The organism is Mycobacterium sp. E2699, assembly GCF_001666745.1.
GTDB lineage: Bacteria > Actinomycetota > Actinomycetes > Mycobacteriales > Mycobacteriaceae > Mycobacterium.
Map to the genome: position 1 here is coordinate 1 of NZ_LZJH01000134.1, position 21,487 is coordinate 21,487.

The window sequence follows — 21,487 nt, forward strand, 5'->3', positions numbered from 1 at the left end:
CAGCGTCGCCACCAGCGGCATGCCATCGCCGTCGCGGCGGCGAGGGCATGCCGCTGGACACCGCCTGGCGCAATCGGCGTCGGCGCGGCGGCTCACCAGGTTCGGCGCGCTGGTCCGCGTGCCGCGCTCGGTGGAGGCGCTCGGCCGCATCGACGTGGTCTGCTTCGACAAGACGGGAACGCTCAGCCAAAACCGCCTGCGGGTGGCGCAGGTCCGCACGGCGCCGGGTTGCTCGCCCGAGGAAGTTCTGCGCCACGCCGCGCACGCCGCACCGGCCGCCAACGGCAACCCACACGTGCACGCCACCGATGTCGCGATCGTCGAGGCGGCCAGGCGTTCGCTCAACGGCTCCACACCGGACACCGAGTCGGACGCCCATCTGCCCTTCCGCTCCGGCAGGTCGTTCTCGGCCTCCGTCACCGGAACCGAGCTGACCGTCAAGGGTGCGCCCGAGGTGGTGCTGGCCGCGTGCGGGAACGTCGACCCGAAGATCGACGCGACGGTCTCCGAGCTGGCCACCGACGGGCTGCGGGTGATCGCGGTGGCCCGGCGCGAGCTGACGCCGCAACAGGCCCGCGCGATCCGGGACGACCCGGACGACATCGCGGAGTTCTGCACCGACGGGCTGACGCTGACGGGGTTCCTCGGCCTGTCCGACACCCCGCGCCCCGAGGCCGTCGGGCTGCTCGCCGACCTGCGCCGGCAGGGCGTGGGCGTGAAGCTGATCACCGGTGACCACCCCATCACCGCGCTGGCCATCGCCCGCGAGCTGGGCCTGTCGGTGACCGACGAGCAGGTGATCAGTGGGGTCGAGTGGGACTCGCTGTCGCGCAAGGACCAGGCGCGGGTGGTGACCGAGCGGGTGATCTTCGCGCGGATGACGCCCGAGAACAAAGTGCAGGTCGTGCAGACCCTCGAGGGCGCCGGCGTGCTGTGCGCGATGGTCGGCGACGGCTCCAACGACGCCGCCGCCATCCGGGCCGCCACCGTCGGCATCGGGGTGGTGGCGGGGGGCAGCGACCCGGCCCACCTGGCCGCCGACGTCGTCCTGGTCGACGCCCGCATCGAGGCGCTGGTGGAGGCCATCGCGGAAGGCCGCCAACTGTGGCAGCGGGTGCAGGCGGCGGTGTCGGTGCTGCTCGGCGGCAACGCCGGCGAGGTGCTGTTCGCCATCATCGGCAGCGCGATCACCGGCACGTCGCCGCTGAACACCCGGCAGCTGCTGCTGGTGAACATGATGACCGACGCGCTGCCGGCGGCCGCCCTGGCGGTCAGCAAGCCCAGCGGCCAGATCGACCCCGGCCTGCGCGGCCCGGACCGTCCCGCGCTGTGGCGGGCCGTGGCGATCCGCGGGGTCACCACGGCCGCGGCGACGACGGCGGCGTGGGCGATGGCGGGCGTCACCGGACGCCCGCAGCGGGCGTCCACCGTCGCGCTGGTCGCGCTGGTCGGGGCCGAATTAGGTCAGACGCTGCTGGATTCCCGCGCCCCGCTGGTGGTGCTCACGGCGGTCGGGTCGCTGGGTGCGATGGGGACGCTGATCAGCATCCCGGTGGTCAGCCAGTTGCTCGGCTGTACACCGCTGGGTCCGGTCGGCTGGGGGCAGGCTCTGGGAGCCGCCGCCGGGGCGACCGTCGGGGTGGCCGTTCTGAATCGTGTCGCGGAAGGTTGGGGCAGGCCGAGCCCATCGCACACGCTGCCACCCGGACCTGGCGCGCCCCGGCCGAACGTTGAGCCCGGCGACCGGGATGACGAATCTCCACAATCCCGACCCGCCACAACAGCGCATAGAGTTCCAGTAACGGCACCCGCAGCACCAGAGCAATCGACGAAACCAGCGGATCGCCGCCGGGGTCGGTCATCGTCGACATAGCTCCGACGGTGGCCTCAGTACCCGGCGGGGCGGCAAACCTATAGTTACCGGAAGGCAAATGATGGCGGAAAAGAAGACCCGCAGGGGGACCTCGCAGCGCGAAGCGGTAGAGAAGATCCGCGAGGGCGAGACGTTCGTGGTGAACGTGCCGGTGGTGGGGCAAGTGGAGATACCGCGCCCGGAGCAGTTGGCCTACTTCGGAGGCCTGGCCGCCCTGGCCGCGCTTGAGCTCATCGACTGGCCGGTCGCCCTGGTCATCGCGGCGGGGCACCTACTGGCCAGCAACCACCACAACAAGATCCTGGAGGAGCTCGGCGAGGCGATGGAAGAGGCCTAGGCTTCCCGGCCGCTCACGTGACGGCGACGGCTCGCTCGAAGGTCAGCGTGACCCGGGTGCCCCCGGGGGTCCGGACGGTGTCGACGCGGTCGGCGAGCCCACCGATCAGGGTCAGCCCGCGGCCGCGCCGCCTGCTGCGCAGGCTGGCCGACGAATCACCGACCCAGCGCCCGCTGTCGCTGACGGTGATCGCGACGGTCTCGTCGTGCAGGAAGGCCTCGACGGACACGGTTTTGCGTGGCTGGCTCTGGCTGCCGTGCTCGATCGCGTTGGTCACCGCTTCCCCGGTCGCCAGCAGGATGTCCTCCTCGCGGCCGGGATCCACGGCGATGCTGTCCAGCCAGGCCCGCAACTGCTTGCGCGCGACGGGAATCTGCGGCGGCGCGGCCGGCAGCACCGTGGCGAAGCTGCGCGCCGCCGAGTGGCTCGGCCGCAGCGCCAGCACCACGACGTCGTCGCGGTAGCCCTTGGGCGGCGTCATCCGCGCGAGCAGTTCGGTGCAGACGGATTCGACCGGCAGAACGGCGCACTCGGCGGCGGCGGCCCTCAGCCGGGCGAATCCGTCGTCGAGCGTCTCGCCGGCCCGCTCGATGAGCCCGTCGGTGTACAGCAGGATCATGCTTCCGGGCGCCAGCTCGACCGTCGCGGCGGCGCCGGCCGGCTGGCCGTCCTCGACGGCCACCGGGGGGCGGCGCCCCGACTCGAGGAAGACCGGGTCACCGTCGGACGGGACCAGTAACGGGTAGGGATGCCCGGCGCAGCTGTAGCTCACGGTGGCGCCGCCCGCGCCCGCCCCGGTGTCGACCAGGGCGTAGGCCACCGTCGCACAGCGAGCGCCGGTGACGCTGGCCGCGTACCTGTCCAGGGCGGCCAGCACCGCGGGCGGTTCGGCGGCGGTGAGCGCCGAGGCGGCCACGGCGGCGCGCAGCCGGCTCATCACGATCGCGGCGGCCAGGCCGTGCCCGACGACGTCGCCGACCGAGATCCCGATCAGGCCGGCGCGGCCGAGCGGGGTGACCGAGTACCAGTCGCCGCCCACCCGCATCGCTTCGCCGGCCGGCTGGTAGACGGCCGCCACGACCGCGGCGGTCGAGCCGCGATCCAGGTCCAGCAGGTGCTCTTGGAAGTCGACGGCGATCCGGTGTTCCTGCGCCATCGCCCGGACCCGGTCCAGGGCGGACTGGGTCAGCTCGGCGATCCGGCCGAACGTGGCGAGCTCGGCGGGCTCGAACTGGCGCGGCGTGGGCCACAGCAACGCCAGCGCGCCGACGACGCGACCGGTGTTGTCGCGCAACGGTTGCGCGACGCAGGCGCGCACGCTGTCCGCCGTGTCGCGCACGGCGTGCTGATAGCGCTGCGGCAGGCCGAACGTGTCGGGGACGATCATCGGCTCGCCGCTGCTGATGACGTCGGCGCCGATCAACGGCGCGTCGAGCGCGGCCACGTGGTAGCGATCCCGCACTTCCACCGGCAGGTCCCCGGCGTACTCGAAGCGGACGTGGTGCTCCCCGTCGAGCACGCCGATGGTCACCGCGGCGGGATCGCCCGACCCGGATGCGTGGCCGATCAGCGCGTCCAGGATCCCGGCGACCGAGTCGGTGGCCTGCAGGGCGGAGTCGAGGTGCACCAGGTCGAGCCGCGCCTCGCGGCGCTGGCGGTCGCGCTCGCGGGCGACCGCCGACAACCGCGACGCCACCCTGTCGACCAGCTCCTGGGAGCGGAACGGTTTCGGCAGGTAGTCGTCGGCCCCGCCGGCGAAGCCCTCGTCGACGGCCTCCGCGCCGGCCCGGGCCGACAGCATCAGGACCGGCGTGGCCGCCAGCGCGGGATCCGCGCGGATCGCCGCAACCAGCTCGAAGCCGTTGAGGCCGGGCATCATGACATCGGTCACGATCGCGTCCGGGTGCAGCTCTTTGGTGGCGGCCAGGGCCGACTCGCCGTCGGCGGCCAGAACCGTGTCCCAGTGGGCGGACAGCACCCGGTCCAGGTGCGCGCGCATGTCGGCGTTGTCGTCGGCGATCAGCACCAGCTGGCGGGCGCCGCCGGGCGCCCGGTGGGCGGTCGGCACGGCGGCGGGCTCGGCGGCCGGCGGCAGCCACTGACGCGCCTCGGCCACGTACGGGTTGCTTTCATCCGGCGCTCCCGCGGGGACCTGCTCGACCGCCTCGCCCGCGACCGACCGCGGCAGCCGGATGGTGACCGTCGTTCCGCGATCCAGTTCGCTGTCGATCTCCACCGTTCCGCGTTGCAGGTCGACCAGGCCGCGCACCAGCGCCAGTCCGATGCCGGTGCCCTCCACGCTGCGCCCGCGCACGTTGTCGGCCCGGTAGAAGCGTTCGAACAGGCGGTCCAGGTCCTCGGGGGCGATCCCGACCCCGGTGTCGGCCATCGTGATCCGGCACTGTGCGGACTCGGCGCGGACCCGGACCGAAATGGAGCCCCGCAGGGTGTATTTGACGGCGTTGGACAGCAGGTTGAGGACGATCGTCTCCCACATGCCCGGATCGACGTCGGCCAGCGCCGGGCCGCAGTCCAGCACGAGGTCCAACCCCGCCCGTTGGCACAGCTCGGTGAACGACGACGCGATGTGGGCGGTCAGCGCGCCCACGTCGGTGCACACCAGCTTCGCGTTCGCGCGGCCGGCCTCGATGCGGGAGAAATCGAGCAGCGAGTCGACCAGGCGCTGCAGGCGCCGCGCGTTGCGTCCCGCGGCGCTCAGCCGATCCGCCAGGACGCTTTCCGGCGGGGCGTCGGACAGCGCGTCGTCGAGCGGTCCCAGCAAAAGCGTTAGCGGCGTGCGGAATTCGTGGCTGACGTTGGCCAGAAACGCCGTCTTGGCCCGATCCAGCTCGGCGAGCGCGTCCGCTCGCCGCCGCTGCTCCTCATAGGAGACCACGGAGGCCAGCGCCGACGACAACTGGTCGGCGAGCAGCTGGCAGAAGCCGCGGTACATCGCGTCGAGGGGGCGGCGCGGGCTGGCCCCGATCACCAGCGCCCCGGCGTCCGCGCCCTCGCCCAGCGGCAACACCACGGCCTGCCGCGGGCAGTTCTCGCCGAGAACGCCCGCGATGCCCGGGATCGTCTGTTCGAGCGCGTCGATGGTGTGTGCGGCCCGCGAATGCGGTGCCGGGTCCCGGCCCGTGAGCTCGGTCAGGGAGCCCGGCAGCAGCCCCAGGACCGAGGGCGTCGCGCCGCGCAGCGTGCCGCCGAGGTACACCGCGATGAACGGCAGGTCCAGCGGCTGCGCGCCGCACACCGCAACGGCGCTGTGCACGGCGTCGTCGACGGCGTGGACGTCCATCAGGGCGGTCGCCACCGCATTGAGCAGATGCAGCCGGCGTTCGCTCAACACCCGCTCGGTGGTTTCCCGGACGGCGCAGAAGATCCCGTAAACGTCTCCCGCACTGCCGATCAGCGGGCTGTAGCTGAAGGTGAAGTACCGCTCCTCGGGCTGGTCGCCGGTAATCAGCGACAGCATCAGGTCGTCGGACCAGGTCGCTTTTCCGGTGTCGAGGACGCTGGTGAGCATCGGGTGAATCTGGTCCCAGATCTCCCACCACACCTGCTCCGCCGGGCGGCCCAGGGCCGCCGGGTGCTTGTTGCCCAGGATCTGCGCGTAGGCGTCGTTGTACACGAGGTACAGATCCGTCGGGCCCAACCACAGGACGATGGGAAACCGCGACGTCAACGCCACCGCCACGGCCACCCGCGCCTCGGCCGACCAGTGATCCGGCGGACCCAACGGGTGTGCGGCCCAGTCGCACTCGGCGAAACGGCGACCCATCTCGCCGCCCAACGCGACCGCAGCCGCCAGATCAGCCGGCAGCCCGGGGTTCATTGCCGGTGGTCGCGGTGCAACGCGTCGGCCAGCGTCGGAGAGATGTCGAGGATGCGGTCCAGCTCGGTCACCTGGATCGGCCTGAGCACCAGGTCGTGGTCGGCCACCAGACGGACCGACGTACCGGCTGCCTTCCCCTCCTCGTGGCACTCGAGGACGGCGTTCAGCGCCGCGCTTCCGAAGAAGCTGACCGCTTGCATGTCGATGACGACCAGCCGCCGCGGGTGGGTCGCGGCCACCTGGAGCGCGGCGATGAGGTGGGTGGCGAGCTCGTCGACGTTGCTGGAATCGACGTCGCCCTTGACGCGCACGACTACCGCATCCTCATTGGCCTCGTGGTCGACCGCCAACAAATCCATGCCTTTCGCCCTACAGCATGTGCCGTCCAGATTTTGAAGATTAACCCGTGCCCGACCCGGTGCGTTCGCATAGTGCGCTGGTTACCCAATGGGCTCGTCGGGAATCCTCTCGTGCACCGTCAGCAACAAGTGGTCGAACTGACTCTGCACCGCGGGCGCGGGGGCGATCAGCGTCGTCACCTCGGCGAGCAGTTGCTTCGCCAGGGCACGCAGCTTCACGTTGGTTTCCTGCGAGCGCCACTGCAGCACGCGAAAGGCTTGCTCGGCGCTGACCCGGTAGACGTACATCAGCACGCCCTTGGCCTGCTCGATGGCCGCACGGTTCTCGAACAGATCGGGCAGAGCCGCGTCGAGCACCTCCTGCCGCGCCTCGTCGAAGGTGTCGGTGAGGTCGATGTAATAGCCCGCGGTCCCCACCACCGCGCCCGACTCGTCCAGCATCCGGTCGGCGACCACGATCGCGTCGTGCACGGTGCCCCCGGTGTCGATGAACCGGTGCCGGCTGGAGAATGATTCCGCCGACTGCAGGGCGTAGTCGAGCAATTCCTGGACGTGCGCGCGGTCGTCGGGATGCTTGTGCGATAGCAGCAGTTTCGTCGTCGGCTCGACGGTCCCCGGTTCGTAGCCGTGCATCCTGGCGACCTCGTCGGACCATTCCCAGCGCTGGCCGACGAACCAGAACCGGAAGGCGCCGACGTTCAAATACCGCGCGTCCGCCTCGAGCGCGCTCGCCGGCTGGTCGGGGGTCCCCGCTGGTTGCACGGTTAGCATCCTTCCACCCGGCGGGTATCCCGGGCTACCGCTGCAGGGGGTAACGTCGCGTGCGGACCATCCACACAACGCGGGAGCGCACGCCGAGTGCGCTGAGAGGACGGCTCGGGGCCGTCGACCGTACGAACCTGACCGGGTAATGCCGGCGTAGGGAGATGAGAAAATGACCGAAACCCTGTCGAGCGCTGCACCGAGCGTCACCACCGGCCCCATCGCCGGCAGCACGAAGGCCTACCGCGAACTGGAGGGCGTACCCGGCGCGCGCGTTCCGTTCCGGCGGGTCCACCTGTCGACCGGGGACCACTTCGATCTCTACGACACGTCCGGGCCCTACACCGATCCGGACGCCGTCATCGACCTGACGGCGGGGTTGCCGGCGCGTCCCGGGGTGGTGCGCGACAGCGGCACCCAGCTGCAGCGCGCCCGCGCCGGCGAGATCACCGCCGAGATGGCATACATCGCCGCCCGCGAGGAACTGCCCGCCGAGCTGGTGCGCGACGAGGTCGCCCGCGGCCGAGCGGTGATCCCGGCCAACCACAACCATCCCGAGAGCGAGCCGATGATCATCGGCAAGGCGTTCGCGGTCAAGGTCAACGCCAACATCGGCAACTCGGCGGTGACGTCGTCGATCGCCGAGGAGGTCGACAAGATGGTGTGGGCCACCCGCTGGGGCGCCGACACCATCATGGACCTGTCCACCGGCAAGAACATCCACGAAACCCGCGAGTGGATCCTGCGCAACTCCCCGGTGCCGGTCGGCACGGTGCCGATCTACCAGGCGCTCGAGAAGGTCAAGGGTGACCCCACCGAGTTGACGTGGGAGATCTACCGCGACACCGTGATCGAGCAGTGCGAGCAGGGCGTGGACTACATGACCGTGCACGCCGGCGTGCTGCTGCGGTACGTGCCGCTGACGGCCAAGCGGGTCACCGGGATCGTGTCCCGCGGCGGGTCGATCATGGCGGCCTGGTGCCTGGCACATCACCGGGAGTCGTTCCTCTACACGCATTTCGATGAGCTCGCCGACATCTTCGCGCGCTACGACGTGACGTTCTCCCTCGGCGACGGGCTTCGACCGGGATCGATCGCCGACGCCAACGACGCCGCGCAATTCGCCGAGCTGCGCACCCTGGGCGAGCTGACCAAGATCGCGAAAGCCCATGGCGCGCAGGTGATGATCGAGGGCCCCGGGCACATCCCGATGCACAAGATCGTCGAGAACGTGCGGCTGGAAGAGGAGCTGTGCGAGGAGGCCCCGTTCTACACGCTGGGCCCGCTGGCGACCGACATCGCGCCGGCCTACGACCACATCACCTCGGCGATCGGCGCGGCGATCATCGCCCAGGCCGGCACGGCGATGCTGTGCTACGTGACCCCGAAGGAGCACCTGGGTCTGCCCGACCGTAAGGACGTCAAGGACGGGGTGATCGCCTACAAGATCGCCGCGCACTCGGCCGATCTGGCCAAGGGGCATCCGCGCGCGCAGGAGCGCGACGACGCGCTGTCGACGGCCCGCTTCGAATTCCGCTGGAACGACCAGTTCGCGCTGTCACTCGACCCCGACACCGCGCGGGAGTACCACGACGAGACGCTGCCCGCCGAGCCCGCCAAGACCGCGCACTTCTGCTCGATGTGCGGGCCGAAGTTCTGCTCGATGCGGATCACCCAGGACGTGCGCGACTTCGCCGCCAAGCACGGGCTGGAGACCGAAGAGGACATCGAGGCCATGCTGAGCGAGGGGATGGCCGAGAAGTCGCGCGAGTTCGCCGAGCACGGCAATCGGGTGTACCTGCCCATCACCCAGTGAGCTACCTGCCGCTGGCCCCGGCGGGCAGCACGCCGTTGCGGGTGCTGACCATCGCCGGATCGGACTCGGGCGGCGGGGCCGGCATCCAGGCCGACATGCGGACCATGGCGCTGCTCGGCGTGCACGCCTGCGTCGCGGTCACCGCGGTGACGGTGCAGAACACCGTGGGCGTGAAGGACTTTCACGCGGTGCCTGCCGATGTCGTCGCCGCCCAGATCGAGGCGGTGGTCACCGACATCGGCATTCACGCCGCCAAGACCGGGATGCTGGCGTCGTCGGACATCATCGGCGCGGTGGCCGCCACCTGGCGCCGGCTGGGTCTGACGGGCACGCCGCTGGTCGTCGATCCGGTGTGCGCGTCCATGCACGGCGACGCCCTGCTGGCGACGTCCGCCCTGGATTCCCTTCGCGACCAACTGTTTCCGCTGGCCACGTTGGTGACGCCGAACCTCGACGAGGTGCGCCTGCTGGTCAATATCGACGTCGTCGACCCGGCCTCGCAGCGCGCGGCGGCCAAGGCGCTGCACGCGCTGGGCCCGCGGTGGGCCCTGGTCAAGGGCGGTCACCTGCGGTCCTCCGATCGCAGTTGCGACCTGCTCTATGACGGCGACTCCTACTACGAGTTCGACGCCGAGCGGCTGCCGGGCGGCAACGACCACGGCGGCGGCGACACGCTCGCATCCGCGGTCGCGTGCGCGCTGGCGCACGGCCTCACCGTGCCGGACGCGGTCGGTTTCGGAAAGCGTTGGGTCACCGAGTGTCTGCGCGCCGCCTATCCCCTGGGCCGCGGACACGGGCCCGTGTCCCCCCTGTTCAGGCTCGCATGAATCTCGAGGACATCGCGGGCGTCGCGCACGAACCCGAGGGCGCGTCGTCGGGCGTGGTGGTGCTGACCCACGGCGCCGGCGGGGACCGGGATTCGGTTCTCCTGCAGCAGATTTGCGACGAATGGGCCCGGCGCGGCTGGCTCGCGGTGCGGTACAACCTGCCCTACCGCCGGCGCCGGCCCAAAGGTCCGCCATCGGGGTCCGCGGCCGCCGACCGCGCGGGAATCGTCGAGGCGATCGCCGTGTGCCGCGGCCTGTCCGGCGGCCCGCTGATCGCCGGCGGGCATTCCTACGGCGGCCGGCAGACGTCCATGGTGGTCGCCGCCGGGGAGGCGCCGGTGGACGCGCTGACGCTGTTCTCCTACCCGGTCCACCCACCGGGCAAGCCGGAGCGCCCCCGCACCGAGCACCTGCCCGGCATCCGGGTGCCCACCGTGTTCACCCACGGCACGTCGGATCCGTTCGGCACGCCCGACGAGGTGCGCGGCGCCGCGGCGATGATCGCCGCGCCCACCGAGGTCGTCGAGATCGCCGGCGCGCGGCACGATCTGCGCTCGAAGACCCTGGACGTGCCCGCGCTCGCGGTCGACGCGGCGCTGCGGCTGCTTGGCTGACCGGACCGCGCACGTCGGCACGGCTCGAATTAGACAGCTGAAACTGGACAGTTTCAACTGTCTAATCTAGCCTGGGTTCATGGACGGCATCGGTGACTCAGCCGTGACGGCCGCCCGCGACCTGCGGGTGTTGTTCAGCCGGCTGCGACGCCGGTTGCGGAGTCTGCGGGTCGACGACGACCTGACGCCGTCCCAGACCGCGGTGCTCACCCGCCTCTGGAAGGAGGGGGCGTCATCGGCCAGCGCGCTGGCCGGTGCCGAAGGGGTGCGCCCGCAGTCGATGGCCACCATCGTGGCCGCGCTCGAGCAACGTGGGCTCATCGCCCGCGCTCCCGACCCCGAAGACGGCCGCCGCCAGGTCGTTTCGCTGACCGCCTCAGGGCGGCGGCGCGCCGAGAGCAATCGGCAGGTGCGGGAGGAGTGGCTGGCACGCGCCATCCAGGAGCGGTATTCCGAACGGGAACGCCGCATCATCCTCGAGGCGCTGTCGCTGCTCGAGCGTCTCACCGAGTGACGAGAGGGGAACCGCTGCAATGGAATTGGGTGTGCACTTCATCGATTTTCTCCCCGGGGATCCGGCGAGGCTGGGTCCGACGCTGGCCGAGTCCGCCAGGGCGGCAGAGCAGGGCGGCGCCACCATGTTCACGCTGGCCGACCACTTCTTCCAGATGGAAAACGTTGGGCGAGCGGAGGATCCGTTCCTGGAGGGCTACACGTCGCTGGGTTTTCTGGCCGCGCAGACCACGACGATCGAGTTGACCCTGCTGGTCACCGGGGTCACCTACCGCTTTCCGGGCGTGCTGGCCAAAACGGTCACCACGCTCGACGTGTTGTCGCAGGGCCGGTCGATGCTGGGGCTCGGTGCCGCGTGGTACGACCGCGAGCATCTCGCCCTGGGCGTTCCGTACCCGCCCCTTGGTGCGCGGTTCGAAATGCTGGAGGAGACGCTGCAGATCTGCCGGCAGATGTGGAGCGACGACGACGGGCCGTACCGCGGCAAGCACTACCAGCTGGCCGAGACGATCTGTGTGCCGCAGCCGATCCGGCGACCGCCGATCCTGCTCGGCGGCGACGGCGAGAAGAAGACGCTGCGACTGGTGGCGCAGTATGCCGACGTCTGGAACAGCACGACGAGCGACGTCGCCGAACTCGAGCACAAGATCGACGTCCTGAACAGGCACTGCGACGCGGTGGGCCGGGATCCGCGCGAAATCCGCAAGACGGTAGGACTTTTCGTCGACCCGTTCGCGGACACCGCAGGGTTCCTGAAGACGGTGCAACGCCACGCCGAGCTGGGCGTGGAGTTGATCAACCTGGGTCCCTTCCCCGGAAACCCCGATCCCGTCGGCTTCATCCGCCGCCTCGGCGACGAGGTGGTTCCCAGGATCGCCGACATCGCCTGACGGCTATCCGGGATAGCGCGAATAGCAGGCGTCCATGTTGCCGGCGACGCCGCCGCGGAAGGCGGCGATACGGGTGAACCCGGCGGGCACGCTGACGCCGTCGGCGTCGCTGGCGACCAGGTGGTTGGTGAGCAGGCCGGAGACGGCTTCGTCGAGGTCGCCGGCGGTCAGGATGAGCTGCTTCTGCGACGGCGTGTCGATCGGTTCGGCCATCTTGCGATGCACCACACCGGTCAGGCACGCGGTCCGCAAGGCGGTCCAGGGGCTTTGCATGGGCAGGCCGCGCTCGTGCTGCACCGCCAGCGCGTACCTCGACATGACGATCGACAGCGCGGTGTCATCGCCTTGTGGCAGCGTGTGCTCGTTCTCGGCGGCGGCCTGGCCCACCTTCGCGAGCGCGGGAAGGTCGATCACGATGGTGTTGGTCGCCGGACAGTAGGACGCCGGCGGGCTGGGCTTGGCGTCCGGGCAATCGGCGGGCTGGTAGGACAGCGTCGGCGGGCTCTTCGGGGAGAAGATCTTTCCCAGGAGTTCCATGAGGGTCGACAGCGTGTCTTCGTCGATCGCGACCCCGCCCGTGCCCGGGTCCCGGTTCGGGTCGGCCTGCATGGTGGTGGGCAGGTCGCCGCGGCGCTGCGCGATCTCCTGCTTGTTGATGGTCGCGCATGCCGGGGCGCCCGTGAGGAAGCCCATCTGGAACGCGCTGATCCGGTCCAGCGCCGACCCGTGTTCGTCGTCGTTGGTGGTGTCGGCGTCCATCACCGGGTCGCGGGTGGTGATGATGCCGGCCAGCACGTGGTCGAGCCCGTCGGCGGTGCTCAATGTGAAGCGCGGCGACTTGCCGTCGGCGACCCAGTACAGGTAGACGCCCGCGAAGCAATCGGCCTGCTGCTCGCGAACGATGGTCGGGTCCCTTCTGGTCACGAGTTTGGCCATCTGCTGCAAGGCGTGCCCGAATTCGTGCGCGAGCACACCGGTGACGGACATGTCGCCGAAGTAGCGCTGCGCGACCGGCATGAAAACCCCGCGATCCCAGGCGATCAGGTTGCAGCGGGCGGTGAAGAAGGCGTTGACGAGCTGATAGGTCTCGCTGTGGCAAACGATCGGACTGCTCGGATTCTCGGAGTCGTAGGACACCAGCTTGCCGACCGGCACGAAGGTTCCCTTCAGCGATTGGCTGTACACCGACTGCCAATACTCCTCGATATCGTTGACCGAGAGCAACGACAGCTTGTCGATCGGCCCGTTGTCCGTGTTGACCACCGTGCCGGTGGGGCTGGGCGCGTTCGACCGGATTCCGCTGGGCCCGTTGGTCGCCGGCAGGCCGCCCACCCGGAACGGGTCGTTGAGCATCGAAAGAGCGCGCCCGTCGACGAAGCTGGTGCATCCCGCCACCACGAGTACCGCCCCGGCGCAGGCGATTGCCGCCCTCAGACGTCGACTCCGCCGGCGCACGCTCATGACGACCTCATCCCGACCGGGCTGCAAGGCAGCATCAAAGGGATCCCATTGTAAATCCCGCGGCTAACTCTGACAGCCCGAATCAAACTTGCGGTTTGCGCCGGTTATCCATTGCGAAACGTCAACGGGCGGGCTGCCATTCGGACTGCAAACGACGGGTGCCGAGTCTCGCGGGGCGGCCCCTCGCGGGCCGGCTCCTACTAGTCGTCCCCGATCGCGTAACCGTGGGCCGCGTGCCTGCCGTGGCTGAAGGATTCGCTGATTCCCACCCGATCGTGCACCCAGGCGAGTGGTTTTGGGGCCCACCAGTTGAGCCGGCCAAGCACATGCATGAATGCCGGCAACAGCACCGTGCGCACCAGGGTCGCATCCATCAGCACCGCAAGCGTGAGACCGACCCCGAACATCCTCATGAATGACACCTGCGATGCCGTCAGTGCGGCGAACGAAATTGCCATCACCAGCGCGGCGGCGGTGATCACGCGCCCGGTGCGAGCAACGCCCAGCGCCACACTCTCGTCATTGGCTCGGCGGGTGCGTGAGGACGCGAGCCAATACTCGCGGATCCGGGATACCACGAACACCTCATAGTCCATCGACAAGCCGAATGCGACGCAGAACATCAGGACCGGCGTGTTGGCGATCAACGTTCCGGTCGGTGTGGTTCCCAAGGCGCCAAGGTGACCCTCCTGGAAAATCCAAACCATCGCGCCGAACGTCGCCGTCAGCGATAACACGTTGAGGATCAACGCTTTTAGCGGCAGAACCACGCTGCCGGTGAGAAGAAACAGCAGCAGGAAGGTGATGACAGCCATCAATCCGAGCACCAGCCCCAGCCGCGAGGTGATGGCCTCGACGCTGTCTCGATTGGCTTGCGCGAGCCCGCCGAACAGGACCGGCCGGCCGGCCGGAGCCGGCACATCGTGCAGCCGGTCGAGCTGGACGTCCGATGCCGGCGAGTTCAGCGGCGCGGTGCTGACGACGGTCAGATACGCACTGCCGCCGGCCACGCCGGTGGGCGCCGCGGGTGGTCCGACTTTATCGCCGCCGCTGAAGGTGCCGGTCGGGGCGGCCACGGCCGAGACATCGGGCACCCGCGACAGGTCGGCGGCGTAGCGGTCCAGATCGGCCCGGTCGGGAGCATCCCGGATGACGACGGGTATCGCGGCAGCGGAGTCGTTGGCGAAATCATTGCGCAGCTGATCGCCCACCTGATGCGCGGACGCGGAGCGCGGCAGCATCCGGTCGTCGGAAAAACCCCACTGGATTCGCAGAAATGGAACCCCGAGCAGCACCAGCACGGCCGTCACAACCAGACCGATGGGCACAGCTCGGCGCATCACCAGGATGGTTGCCCGGTACCACAACAGCTGCTCCGGCGGTTTGGGCACCGGGTCGGGCCGGTGCAGCACCCGTCGTACCAGCCGGCGAACATCCACGGAGTCCAACCGCGGGCCCAGCAGCGTGATGGCCGCCGGGGTTATCACGATCGCCGCGATACCGGCGAACGCGACGGTGGCGACTCCGGCGTAGGCGAACGATCTCAGGAAGGACATCGGGAACAACACCATCACCGCCATCGACAGCGCGACCGTCGTGCCGGAAAACAACACGGTGCGCCCGGCGGTGGCCATCGTCCGGATCAGCGCCTCGCGGGGGGCGGCGCCCACGGTCAGCTCGTCGCGGTAGCGGCTGACGATCAGCAGCGTGTAGTCGATCGCCAGCGCCAGGCCCAACGCGGTGGTCAGGTTGAGCGCGAAAATCGACACCTCGGTGCCGAAGGTGATCAGGCGCAGGATCGACATCGAGCCCACGATGGCGAACAGCCCCACGGCAATCGGCAAACCCGCCGCCAGCACCCCGCCGAACACCCACACCAGCGCCAAGAAGCTGAGCGGGACGGCAATGGATTCCATCAGCACCATGTCGCGTTGGATCTGATCGTTGACCTGCGCGTAGGTCACCGCGATGCCGCCGGCACGCACGCTGACGCCGTCCCGGTCGCGCACCACCTCGCCGGACAGTGTTCTGGCGTACTTCTGCGCGCTGTTTTCCCCGCCTTCGAGGTTCGCCACGATCAAGCCGGACTTGCCGTCCTTGCTCACCAGCCCCGCCGCCACCTGCGGCGCCGACGTCCACGCCGAGGCCACGCTGTAAACGTGGGGGGACCGCTGCAGGTGGTCAACGATATCGGCGCCGACCCGATGAGCCTGCTCGCTGCGGGCACCCGCGGGCGCGGTCACCACGATCAGCATCTGCTGATCGCTTTGACCGAACCTATCCGCCAACAGCTCACCGGCCCGCGCCGACTCCGAGCGCGGATCCCGAAATCCCCCCGCGGAAAGGCTTTGGGCGACCGGAATGCCGAACACCGACGCCCCGACGAAGATCAGCACGGCCACCGCGATGACCCGCCGTGGGGCCGCGATGGCCATCATCGCGATCCGGTGCAGCATGTAGTGTCCCTCCGAGGTTGTCGCAAAGACATGGCCCAATGACGCACCCTAGTCGGTGCAGTAACATGAGTACACACCGCTGGCAGCAACGTGAAACGAGAGTACAAATGGGCGGTGACGTGACGGCTAAAGCTGCGGAGACGGGCGACCTGGCGGGCCGGCTGAACAAGCTGTTCGAGGTCATCCGCCGACCGAATACGCCGCCGCTGTCGAACGCCGCGGCCGCGGCCGCGATCACCGATCAAACCGGCGTCTCGATCAGCCCGGCCTACCTGTGGCAGCTGAGAAACGGCCTCAAGGACAACCCCACGGTCCAGCATCTGCGCGCCATCGCCGAGTATTTCGGGGTGCCGGCGAGCTATCTCATCGACCGCGACCCGAACCCGCGGATCGACGCGCAACTCGATCTCCTGCAAGCATTGCGGGACAGCGGCGTGCGGGACTTGGCAACGCGCGCATCCGGGCTGACTCCCCAGGCGCTCAACAGCCTGGCAGCGATCATCGACCATCTTCGCGAACTTGAGCACCTGCCCCCAATTGCCCCCCAGGGAGACGACCAATCCGATGGCAGTATCGAACGCTGACCTGCTCGCGCTGACGCGCGGGCTCCCGATCCCGGTGCCGTGGAATCGCGGCGTCTTCGTCGACAACGTGGCAAAAATGCGCGGTCGGGCGATCAGGCTGATCCCGACGGACACCGCGACCCTGGCGGAGAGCCCGTGCGGACTCTGGCTGGCTTGCGACGACGAGGACCTGATCCTGCATGAGGTCGGAACCACCGCCTACCACATCGACCAGATCGTGGGCCACGAGATCGGGCACATCCTGCTGGGCCATGGTCGAAGCGGCGCTCGCGGTGTCGACGATGCGCGCGCACGGATGCTGTGCCGCCAGGCGTTGCCCGACATCGATCCTGACACGGTGCGCGCCGTATTGGGCCGCACCGACTATGGCAGCGATCAGGAACGCGATGCCGAGATGTTCGCCTCCCTGCTGATGATCGCCGCCGCCGAGGTCAACGAACGCTCCTCGGTGATGATGCGTAGCGCCTTCTTCCGCCGATGACGTCCACGATCCCGGGGATCGTCGCCTGGCCCGTGATCACGTTGATGGCGATCCTTCTCGCGGCGCGTTTGCGGTGGTGCAGGACCAACCTCTACGACATCTACTACGGCAATCTGATGGCATGGCTCATGCTGGCCCAGCTCTTGCGTGAGCGCGACGTCGAAGTCGTGTCGTCCAGAAGCGCCCTGATGACCGTCACCATGGCCCAGCAATTGTCTTGCGTGGCAATGATTTTAGCCTGCGTCGAACTGATCGGGTTCACTTTGCTGTGGCGGCGGCTCTCGCCGGCTGAAACCCGCCGAGGTCACCGCTATTACCGTTTGACGGCCGTCGCCTTGAGCGTGGCATTCCTGGTCGCGGCCACCCGCGCTCGCGTCGCGGGTCAAACGCTTGAAGTCTCCGGTGGCTGGGACGCGATCCTGGCGTGGAGCTGTTATGTGGCCCTGATTCTGGTTCTGGCGGCTCAGGCAAGTTGGATGTTCGCCGCCGAACTGAGCACGAGCACCCGCAACCGTGAGTTCCTGCTCGCCGTCGGCGGGCTGTTGCTCGGTGTCGTGACCGCGGCGGGCTGCCTGGAGGCGCTGGTCTTGGCCGTGACCGACCAGATCGGCTGGACCGACACGCTGAAGTTCCGCCTGTGGTTCCACGGCTTCGAGTTCTTCTGGGTCGCGGTCGTCGTCTACCTGTTCGGCGCGGTTCCACTCGCAACGAGACTGCTGTGTTACCTCGGGCTGGATCCCACCAGTCGAGCCTGGAAAAAATTGGAGCCGCTGCGGCTCAGCATGATAACCGCGGTCCCAGAAAGCAGATTCAACCCCGATCACGGCGACCATCGATTTCAGAAGACAAGCCTGCAGCTGCACCAAACCGTGATCGAAATCCGCGACGCGATCCTGCAGCTGCGACCGTATTTCCGGGACATCGCCCCAGACACGCTCGCCGGCTTGCTCGAGGCACACTCCGTGCCGGCCGACGAACGCGGCGCCGCCACCTACGCGTTTCAGCTGGCCAATGCCGTCCGAGCCAAAACCACAGGCGCTCAACCGGAATCACCCGATCTGGCCCTGATCGTGCGCTCACGATCGACAAGCCTGGACGAAGAGGCCGCCGATCTCCTGTCACTGGCGAAATGGTGGACGCCCGCCTGCGCAGCCACCGACCAGTCCGCCCCGGTGACCCCCGAGGCGCAACTGCACTCGCAAGGATGACCGCAGGCACTCGGCCCACCCGTCACGTCGGCAACAACCGCTCGGGCCCCTACGGCATCCGCTTGCGGTGCCGCTTGTCGTGCGGCGGGACGCCGTTGACCCCGCCGATCGACTCCGCATAGGTGCCCACCGCGAACGCCACGCCGGAACCCATGACGGCCAAGGCATCCCGGTTGACGGCCTCGACGGTGTCGCGGGGACCCTGGAAATCGGGGTCGAACGGGACGCCCGCCTGGCCGCCCCACAGGCGCGCCTGCACGGTCGTCTTCAGCTGCGAGGCGCCGGCCGTCATGCCCCCGACCGGCACACCCGCGATCATGAAGGGGTGGTAGTCGGTCCTGGCGCCCAAGGGCATGTCGGCGGGCCGCTTCCCGGCCAGGTTCAGGTTGCCGCCCAGCGTGCGCTCGATGCCGGCGGAGCCCTCGGGCACGTCGCCGGCGGCGATTCCGGGCGTGGGCGGACCGGACTGGTCGCCGTCGTCGGTGAAGAAGCCGGCATTCGGTGACCCGAGCATGGTGAAGTCCAGGTACATCGCGATGTCGTTGAGCTGATCCCGCTCCATGCCGAACACGTAATCCGTGACACCGTTGAGCCCGTCCTCGTCGGCGCCCCAGAACGCGAACCGCACCGCGTCGTTCACGGGGGCCAACGGGCCCAGTTGCAGCGCCGTCTCCAGCACCGCGGCCACGCCGGTCGCGTTGTCGTTGATGCCGGGACCGTCGCGCGGGCCGTCGAGGTGCGCACCGACCACGACCGCCTCATGCGGCGATCCGGTTTCGGTCTGCGCCAACACGTTTCGCGAGGTGATCTTGATGTTCTCGGCGTCGAGCACCAGGCGAACAGGCGCGGTGTCCCGCTCGAGCGCGGCGGCACCGTCGGCGCCGACGACGGCGACCGGCACCGTCAGTTGCTTGAAGTAACCGGGGACGAAGAGGCCCGGCGGAGCGCCCTGGCTGCTGGGCCCGCTGACCACGATGAGCGCCGCCGCGCCCCGGGCCACCGCGCTGTTCTGCTTGTCGACCACCGAGCAGCCCGAATCGTCGACGACGGCGATCGCGCCCTTGGGCATCGCGGCCGGGTAATCGCCGACGGCGCAGCCCGCCGGTCGCGCCGGGTGGACCGGCTGCCCGGTCAGCCCGCCGGGCGGCGTTCGGACGAGCATCGACGCCTGGTCGACCTGAAAGGTGCGGCCGGTCACCGTGAGGGCGGGCTTACCGGGCGAAACGTTGTAGAGCCGGTCGAACTGCGGTGTCGACACGTTGAAACCCCTGGCCCGCAACGCGTTGGCCACATAGTCGACGCTGGCGTCGTAGCCCGGGGTGCCGTCCGCGCGGTTGCCGCGGTTGGCGTTGGCGATATCCTGCAGCGCACGCAGGTGGGCTACCATCCGGTCGGCGGTGACCTTCGCGGCCAGTCCCCGAGCGAGGTCCGGTGCGGAAGCCGGCGGTGCGGGACGGGGCCCTGAGCACCCCGCCACCAGAGCCATCAGCACCAATGCGGACCCGAGCCGGCGGTTCACGGCCCCCATCATGGCTTGGTGAGCACGTGGCGCGTGCGATCCGCCAGCACCGGAACCCCGTTGCGGCCGCCGAGGTCCTGCGCGTACAGGGCCACCGCGTAGGCGACACCGGCGCCGTTGACGCCCAGCGAGGTGCGGTCGATATGGTCGAGGGTGTCGGTCTTCTGGTGATAGTTGGGGTCGAACGGCTGGTCGGCTGCCCCGCCCCACAGCTTGGCCTGCTCGGCGGACTTCTTGACTTCCGCGCCCGAGAACAGGCCGCCCGCCGGGATGCCGGCCAGCGTGAATCCGTCGTAGTCCGAACGCCCGTCGAACGAGGTGTCCTGCGCGGTTTTGCCGGCCGAGTTCAGGTAGGCGACCAGCGTGCGCTCGATGCCGGCCGAGCCCTCCGGCACCACCGGCTGGCCCCGCGCGTCCGCAGGCAGCGACTGGTCGCCGTCATAGGTGAAGTAACCGGGGTTGGGCGACGCGAGCATGTCGAAGTTCAGGTACAGCGCAAGGTCTTTGAGCGCGTCGAGGTTCAGCGATTCCACGTAGTTGCGCGATCCGATCAGGCCGAGCTCCTCGGCGCCCCAGAACGCGAACCGCACCGCGTTGTGCACCGGCGGCGAACTGCCCAGCTGCACAGCGGTTTCCAGGACGGCGGCCACCCCAGACCCGTTGTCGTTGATGCCCGGCCCCTCGGGCACGCTGTCCAGGTGGGCACCCGCCATCACCACGTCGGTGGGCGACCCGGTCTTGGTCTGCGCGATGACGTTGCGGGCCTTGACGTTTTGGACGCTCGCGTTGAGCTTGATGGTGGTGGGCCCCGGTTGCGCGCGCAGCTGAATCCCGAGGGATTTGGTGACGCTTAATACCGGGATCTTCACGTCGGTGTCGGGCCCAAGGGTGCCGCCCATCTGCTGCTCGTCGACGTTGTCGGTGACGATCATCGCGACGGCGCCGCGCTGCGCGGCGGCGTTCTCCTTCTGGGCGAACGGGCAGGTCCCGCGTTCCACCAGCACCACCGCGCCCTGCACCCGTGGCCCGTCGTAATCGGCGGGCTGACACCCGTCGCCAATGGCTACCGGCACCAGTGGCCCGCTCACCCCGTCGGGCGGGGTGCCGAGGCTGAACTCCAGCGGGCGCGCCTCCACAGCCGTGCCGCCGACCGTCACCGCCGGCTTGTCGCCGTGGAACACCCGGGCCGAGAACTCCGGCGTCTGGACGTCGAAACCGCTGTTGCGCAACGTGTTAGCCACATAATCGACGCTGGCCTCGTAGCCGGGGGTGCCCACGGCGCGGGTGCCGTTGTTGGCGTTCGCGATGTCCTGCAGTTTCGACAGGTGCGCCATCATCGCGTCGGTCGTGACCTTGTTGTGCAGGGCGGTGGCGAACTCGGCGGCGGCGGGGTTACCGCTCGCCTGCCCCGGGTTGGCGCAGCGCTGCGAGCAGCCGGCCGGGAAGGCGGTCAGAGCGACGACGGCCACGACCGCCGGGATCGTCCGCGACTTTTTTACCATCGCGCCCAAGGTTAGACATACAGCGCGCTGAATGGGGCAAAAGGAATGTTGCGCACCACAAACCAAACCGCCACCAAGAGCAGCGTCACCATCGCAGCCCAGCGCTGGTGCTGCCAGCCCCTGATCCGCCGGCCCGTCACCCGGCCGTAGGTCCACGCCCCATACGCCCACACCAACAGGACCAACGCCACCAGGCCCAGCGCGTTGAAGCGGGCGGCCGCCGCCACGTTGCCGTGCATCAGCGAATACAACATCCGCGCGCTGCCGCATCCCGGGCAGTCGATGCCCAGCAGCGCCTTGGTGGGACAGACCGGCAGTGGACCGCCCGGCGTGGTGGGATCACCCACCCAGGTGGCGGCGCACACCAACGTGGCGGACGCCGCCACCAGGAGCGGCGCGCCCAGGGCGAACCGAACCGGCCGTTGGCGGGTAACCACGAGCGTGCGC

The 21,487-nt window shown here is 69.3% G+C and carries 18 protein-coding genes, 1 pseudogene and 1 riboswitch; of the genes and pseudogenes, 10 read left to right on the plus strand and 9 right to left on the minus strand.

Annotation, left to right across the window (positions count from 1 at the left end; all coding sequences use genetic code 11):
- Nucleotides 1-19: 19 nt before the first annotated feature.
- A pseudogene (locus A5696_RS22615) lies at nucleotides 20-1,585 on the plus strand (cation-translocating P-type ATPase); the annotation flags it as partial.
- Here the strand turns inward: A5696_RS22615 and A5696_RS28745 are convergent.
- A complete protein-coding gene (locus A5696_RS28745) occupies nucleotides 1,557-1,871 on the minus strand; it encodes an Rv1535 domain-containing protein (RefSeq protein WP_369803382.1) in 315 nt (104 codons plus the stop codon). The pseudogene A5696_RS22615 and the gene A5696_RS28745 overlap by 29 nt on opposite strands.
- A 63-nt stretch (nucleotides 1,872-1,934) precedes the next feature.
- On the opposite strand from A5696_RS28745, the gene A5696_RS22620 reads away from it, so the two are divergent.
- A complete protein-coding gene (locus A5696_RS22620) occupies nucleotides 1,935-2,210 on the plus strand; it encodes a hypothetical protein (protein WP_156738553.1) in 276 nt (91 codons plus the stop codon).
- A 13-nt stretch (nucleotides 2,211-2,223) separates the two neighbouring features.
- Here the strand turns inward: A5696_RS22620 and A5696_RS22625 are convergent, their stop codons facing one another.
- From A5696_RS22625 to A5696_RS22635, 3 genes are all read right to left on the minus strand, one after another.
- Nucleotides 2,224-6,048, minus strand: a complete 3,825-nt coding sequence (locus tag A5696_RS22625; RefSeq protein ID WP_067883228.1) for a SpoIIE family protein phosphatase — start codon at nucleotides 6,046-6,048, stop codon at nucleotides 2,224-2,226.
- A complete protein-coding gene (locus tag A5696_RS22630; RefSeq protein WP_067883229.1) occupies nucleotides 6,045-6,407 on the minus strand; it encodes an STAS domain-containing protein in 363 nt (120 codons plus the stop codon). Before A5696_RS22630 ends, A5696_RS22625 begins: the two co-directional genes overlap by 4 nt.
- 81 nt (nucleotides 6,408-6,488) lie before the next feature.
- Nucleotides 6,489-7,178, minus strand: a complete 690-nt coding sequence (locus A5696_RS22635) for a PAS and ANTAR domain-containing protein (protein WP_067883230.1) — start codon at nucleotides 7,176-7,178, stop codon at nucleotides 6,489-6,491.
- Between the two features lie 60 nt (nucleotides 7,179-7,238).
- A riboswitch (TPP riboswitch) is annotated at nucleotides 7,239-7,349 on the plus strand.
- Here A5696_RS22635 and thiC point away from each other — a divergent pair.
- The 5 genes from thiC to A5696_RS22660 all read left to right on the plus strand — a co-directional run bounded on the left by thiC (nucleotide 7,342) and on the right by A5696_RS22660 (nucleotide 11,829).
- A complete protein-coding gene (thiC, locus tag A5696_RS22640) occupies nucleotides 7,342-8,985 on the plus strand; it encodes a phosphomethylpyrimidine synthase ThiC (protein WP_067883231.1) in 1,644 nt (547 codons plus the stop codon). (Overlaps the previous riboswitch by 8 nt.)
- On the plus strand, nucleotides 8,982-9,812 hold the full coding sequence (thiD, locus tag A5696_RS22645) for a bifunctional hydroxymethylpyrimidine kinase/phosphomethylpyrimidine kinase (RefSeq protein ID WP_067883232.1): 831 nt from the start codon (nucleotides 8,982-8,984) through the stop codon (nucleotides 9,810-9,812). The genes thiC and thiD overlap by 4 nt, the downstream gene beginning before the upstream one ends.
- Complete coding sequence (locus A5696_RS22650; RefSeq protein WP_067883233.1) at nucleotides 9,809-10,426, plus strand: alpha/beta family hydrolase; 618 nt, start codon at nucleotides 9,809-9,811, stop codon at nucleotides 10,424-10,426. Before thiD ends, A5696_RS22650 begins: the two co-directional genes overlap by 4 nt.
- A 79-nt stretch (nucleotides 10,427-10,505) precedes the next feature.
- Entirely contained in the window at nucleotides 10,506-10,940 is a 435-nt protein-coding gene (locus A5696_RS22655) for a MarR family winged helix-turn-helix transcriptional regulator (RefSeq protein ID WP_067883234.1), read from the plus strand.
- A 19-nt stretch (nucleotides 10,941-10,959) separates the two neighbouring features.
- Nucleotides 10,960-11,829 carry an LLM class F420-dependent oxidoreductase gene (locus A5696_RS22660; RefSeq protein ID WP_067883235.1) on the plus strand — a complete coding sequence of 290 codons (870 nt, stop codon included), beginning with the start codon at nucleotides 10,960-10,962 and terminating at the stop codon, nucleotides 11,827-11,829.
- Between the two features lie 3 nt (nucleotides 11,830-11,832).
- Here A5696_RS22660 and A5696_RS22665 read toward each other — a convergent pair whose 3' ends face one another.
- Nucleotides 11,833-13,290, minus strand: coding sequence for a peptidase (locus A5696_RS22665; RefSeq protein ID WP_067883236.1), 1,458 nt, complete (start codon nucleotides 13,288-13,290; stop codon nucleotides 11,833-11,835).
- A 200-nt stretch (nucleotides 13,291-13,490) separates the two neighbouring features.
- Nucleotides 13,491-15,746 carry an MMPL family transporter gene (locus A5696_RS22670; RefSeq protein ID WP_067883237.1) on the minus strand — a complete coding sequence of 752 codons (2,256 nt, stop codon included), beginning with the start codon at nucleotides 15,744-15,746 and terminating at the stop codon, nucleotides 13,491-13,493.
- A 107-nt stretch (nucleotides 15,747-15,853) separates the two neighbouring features.
- Between A5696_RS22670 and A5696_RS22675 the strand changes: the two genes are divergently transcribed.
- The 3 genes from A5696_RS22675 to A5696_RS22685 are packed head-to-tail and all read left to right on the plus strand — an operon-like array spanning nucleotide 15,854 to nucleotide 18,019.
- A complete protein-coding gene (locus tag A5696_RS22675) occupies nucleotides 15,854-16,330 on the plus strand; it encodes a helix-turn-helix domain-containing protein (protein ID WP_067883238.1) in 477 nt (158 codons plus the stop codon).
- Nucleotides 16,266-16,811, plus strand: coding sequence for a hypothetical protein (locus A5696_RS22680; RefSeq protein WP_231964562.1), 546 nt, complete (start codon nucleotides 16,266-16,268; stop codon nucleotides 16,809-16,811). The genes A5696_RS22675 and A5696_RS22680 overlap by 65 nt, the downstream gene beginning before the upstream one ends.
- Complete coding sequence (locus tag A5696_RS22685; protein ID WP_067883240.1) at nucleotides 16,808-18,019, plus strand: DUF6545 domain-containing protein; 1,212 nt, start codon at nucleotides 16,808-16,810, stop codon at nucleotides 18,017-18,019. The genes A5696_RS22680 and A5696_RS22685 overlap by 4 nt, the downstream gene beginning before the upstream one ends.
- Nucleotides 18,020-18,068: 49 nt before the next feature.
- Here the strand turns inward: A5696_RS22685 and A5696_RS22690 are convergent, their stop codons facing one another.
- Genes A5696_RS22690 through A5696_RS22700 form a run of 3 tightly spaced genes read right to left on the minus strand, consistent with a single transcriptional unit; the run spans nucleotide 18,069 to nucleotide 21,477 of the window.
- On the minus strand, nucleotides 18,069-19,538 hold the full coding sequence (locus tag A5696_RS22690) for a M28 family peptidase (RefSeq protein WP_156738552.1): 1,470 nt from the start codon (nucleotides 19,536-19,538) through the stop codon (nucleotides 18,069-18,071).
- A gap of 8 nt (nucleotides 19,539-19,546) precedes the next feature.
- Nucleotides 19,547-21,040, minus strand: coding sequence for a M28 family metallopeptidase (locus tag A5696_RS22695; protein WP_067883282.1), 1,494 nt, complete (start codon nucleotides 21,038-21,040; stop codon nucleotides 19,547-19,549).
- Nucleotides 21,041-21,051: 11 nt separating this feature from the next.
- Entirely contained in the window at nucleotides 21,052-21,477 is a 426-nt protein-coding gene (locus tag A5696_RS22700) for a DUF2752 domain-containing protein (protein ID WP_067883242.1), read from the minus strand.
- Between the last annotated feature and the right edge of the window lie 10 nt (nucleotides 21,478-21,487).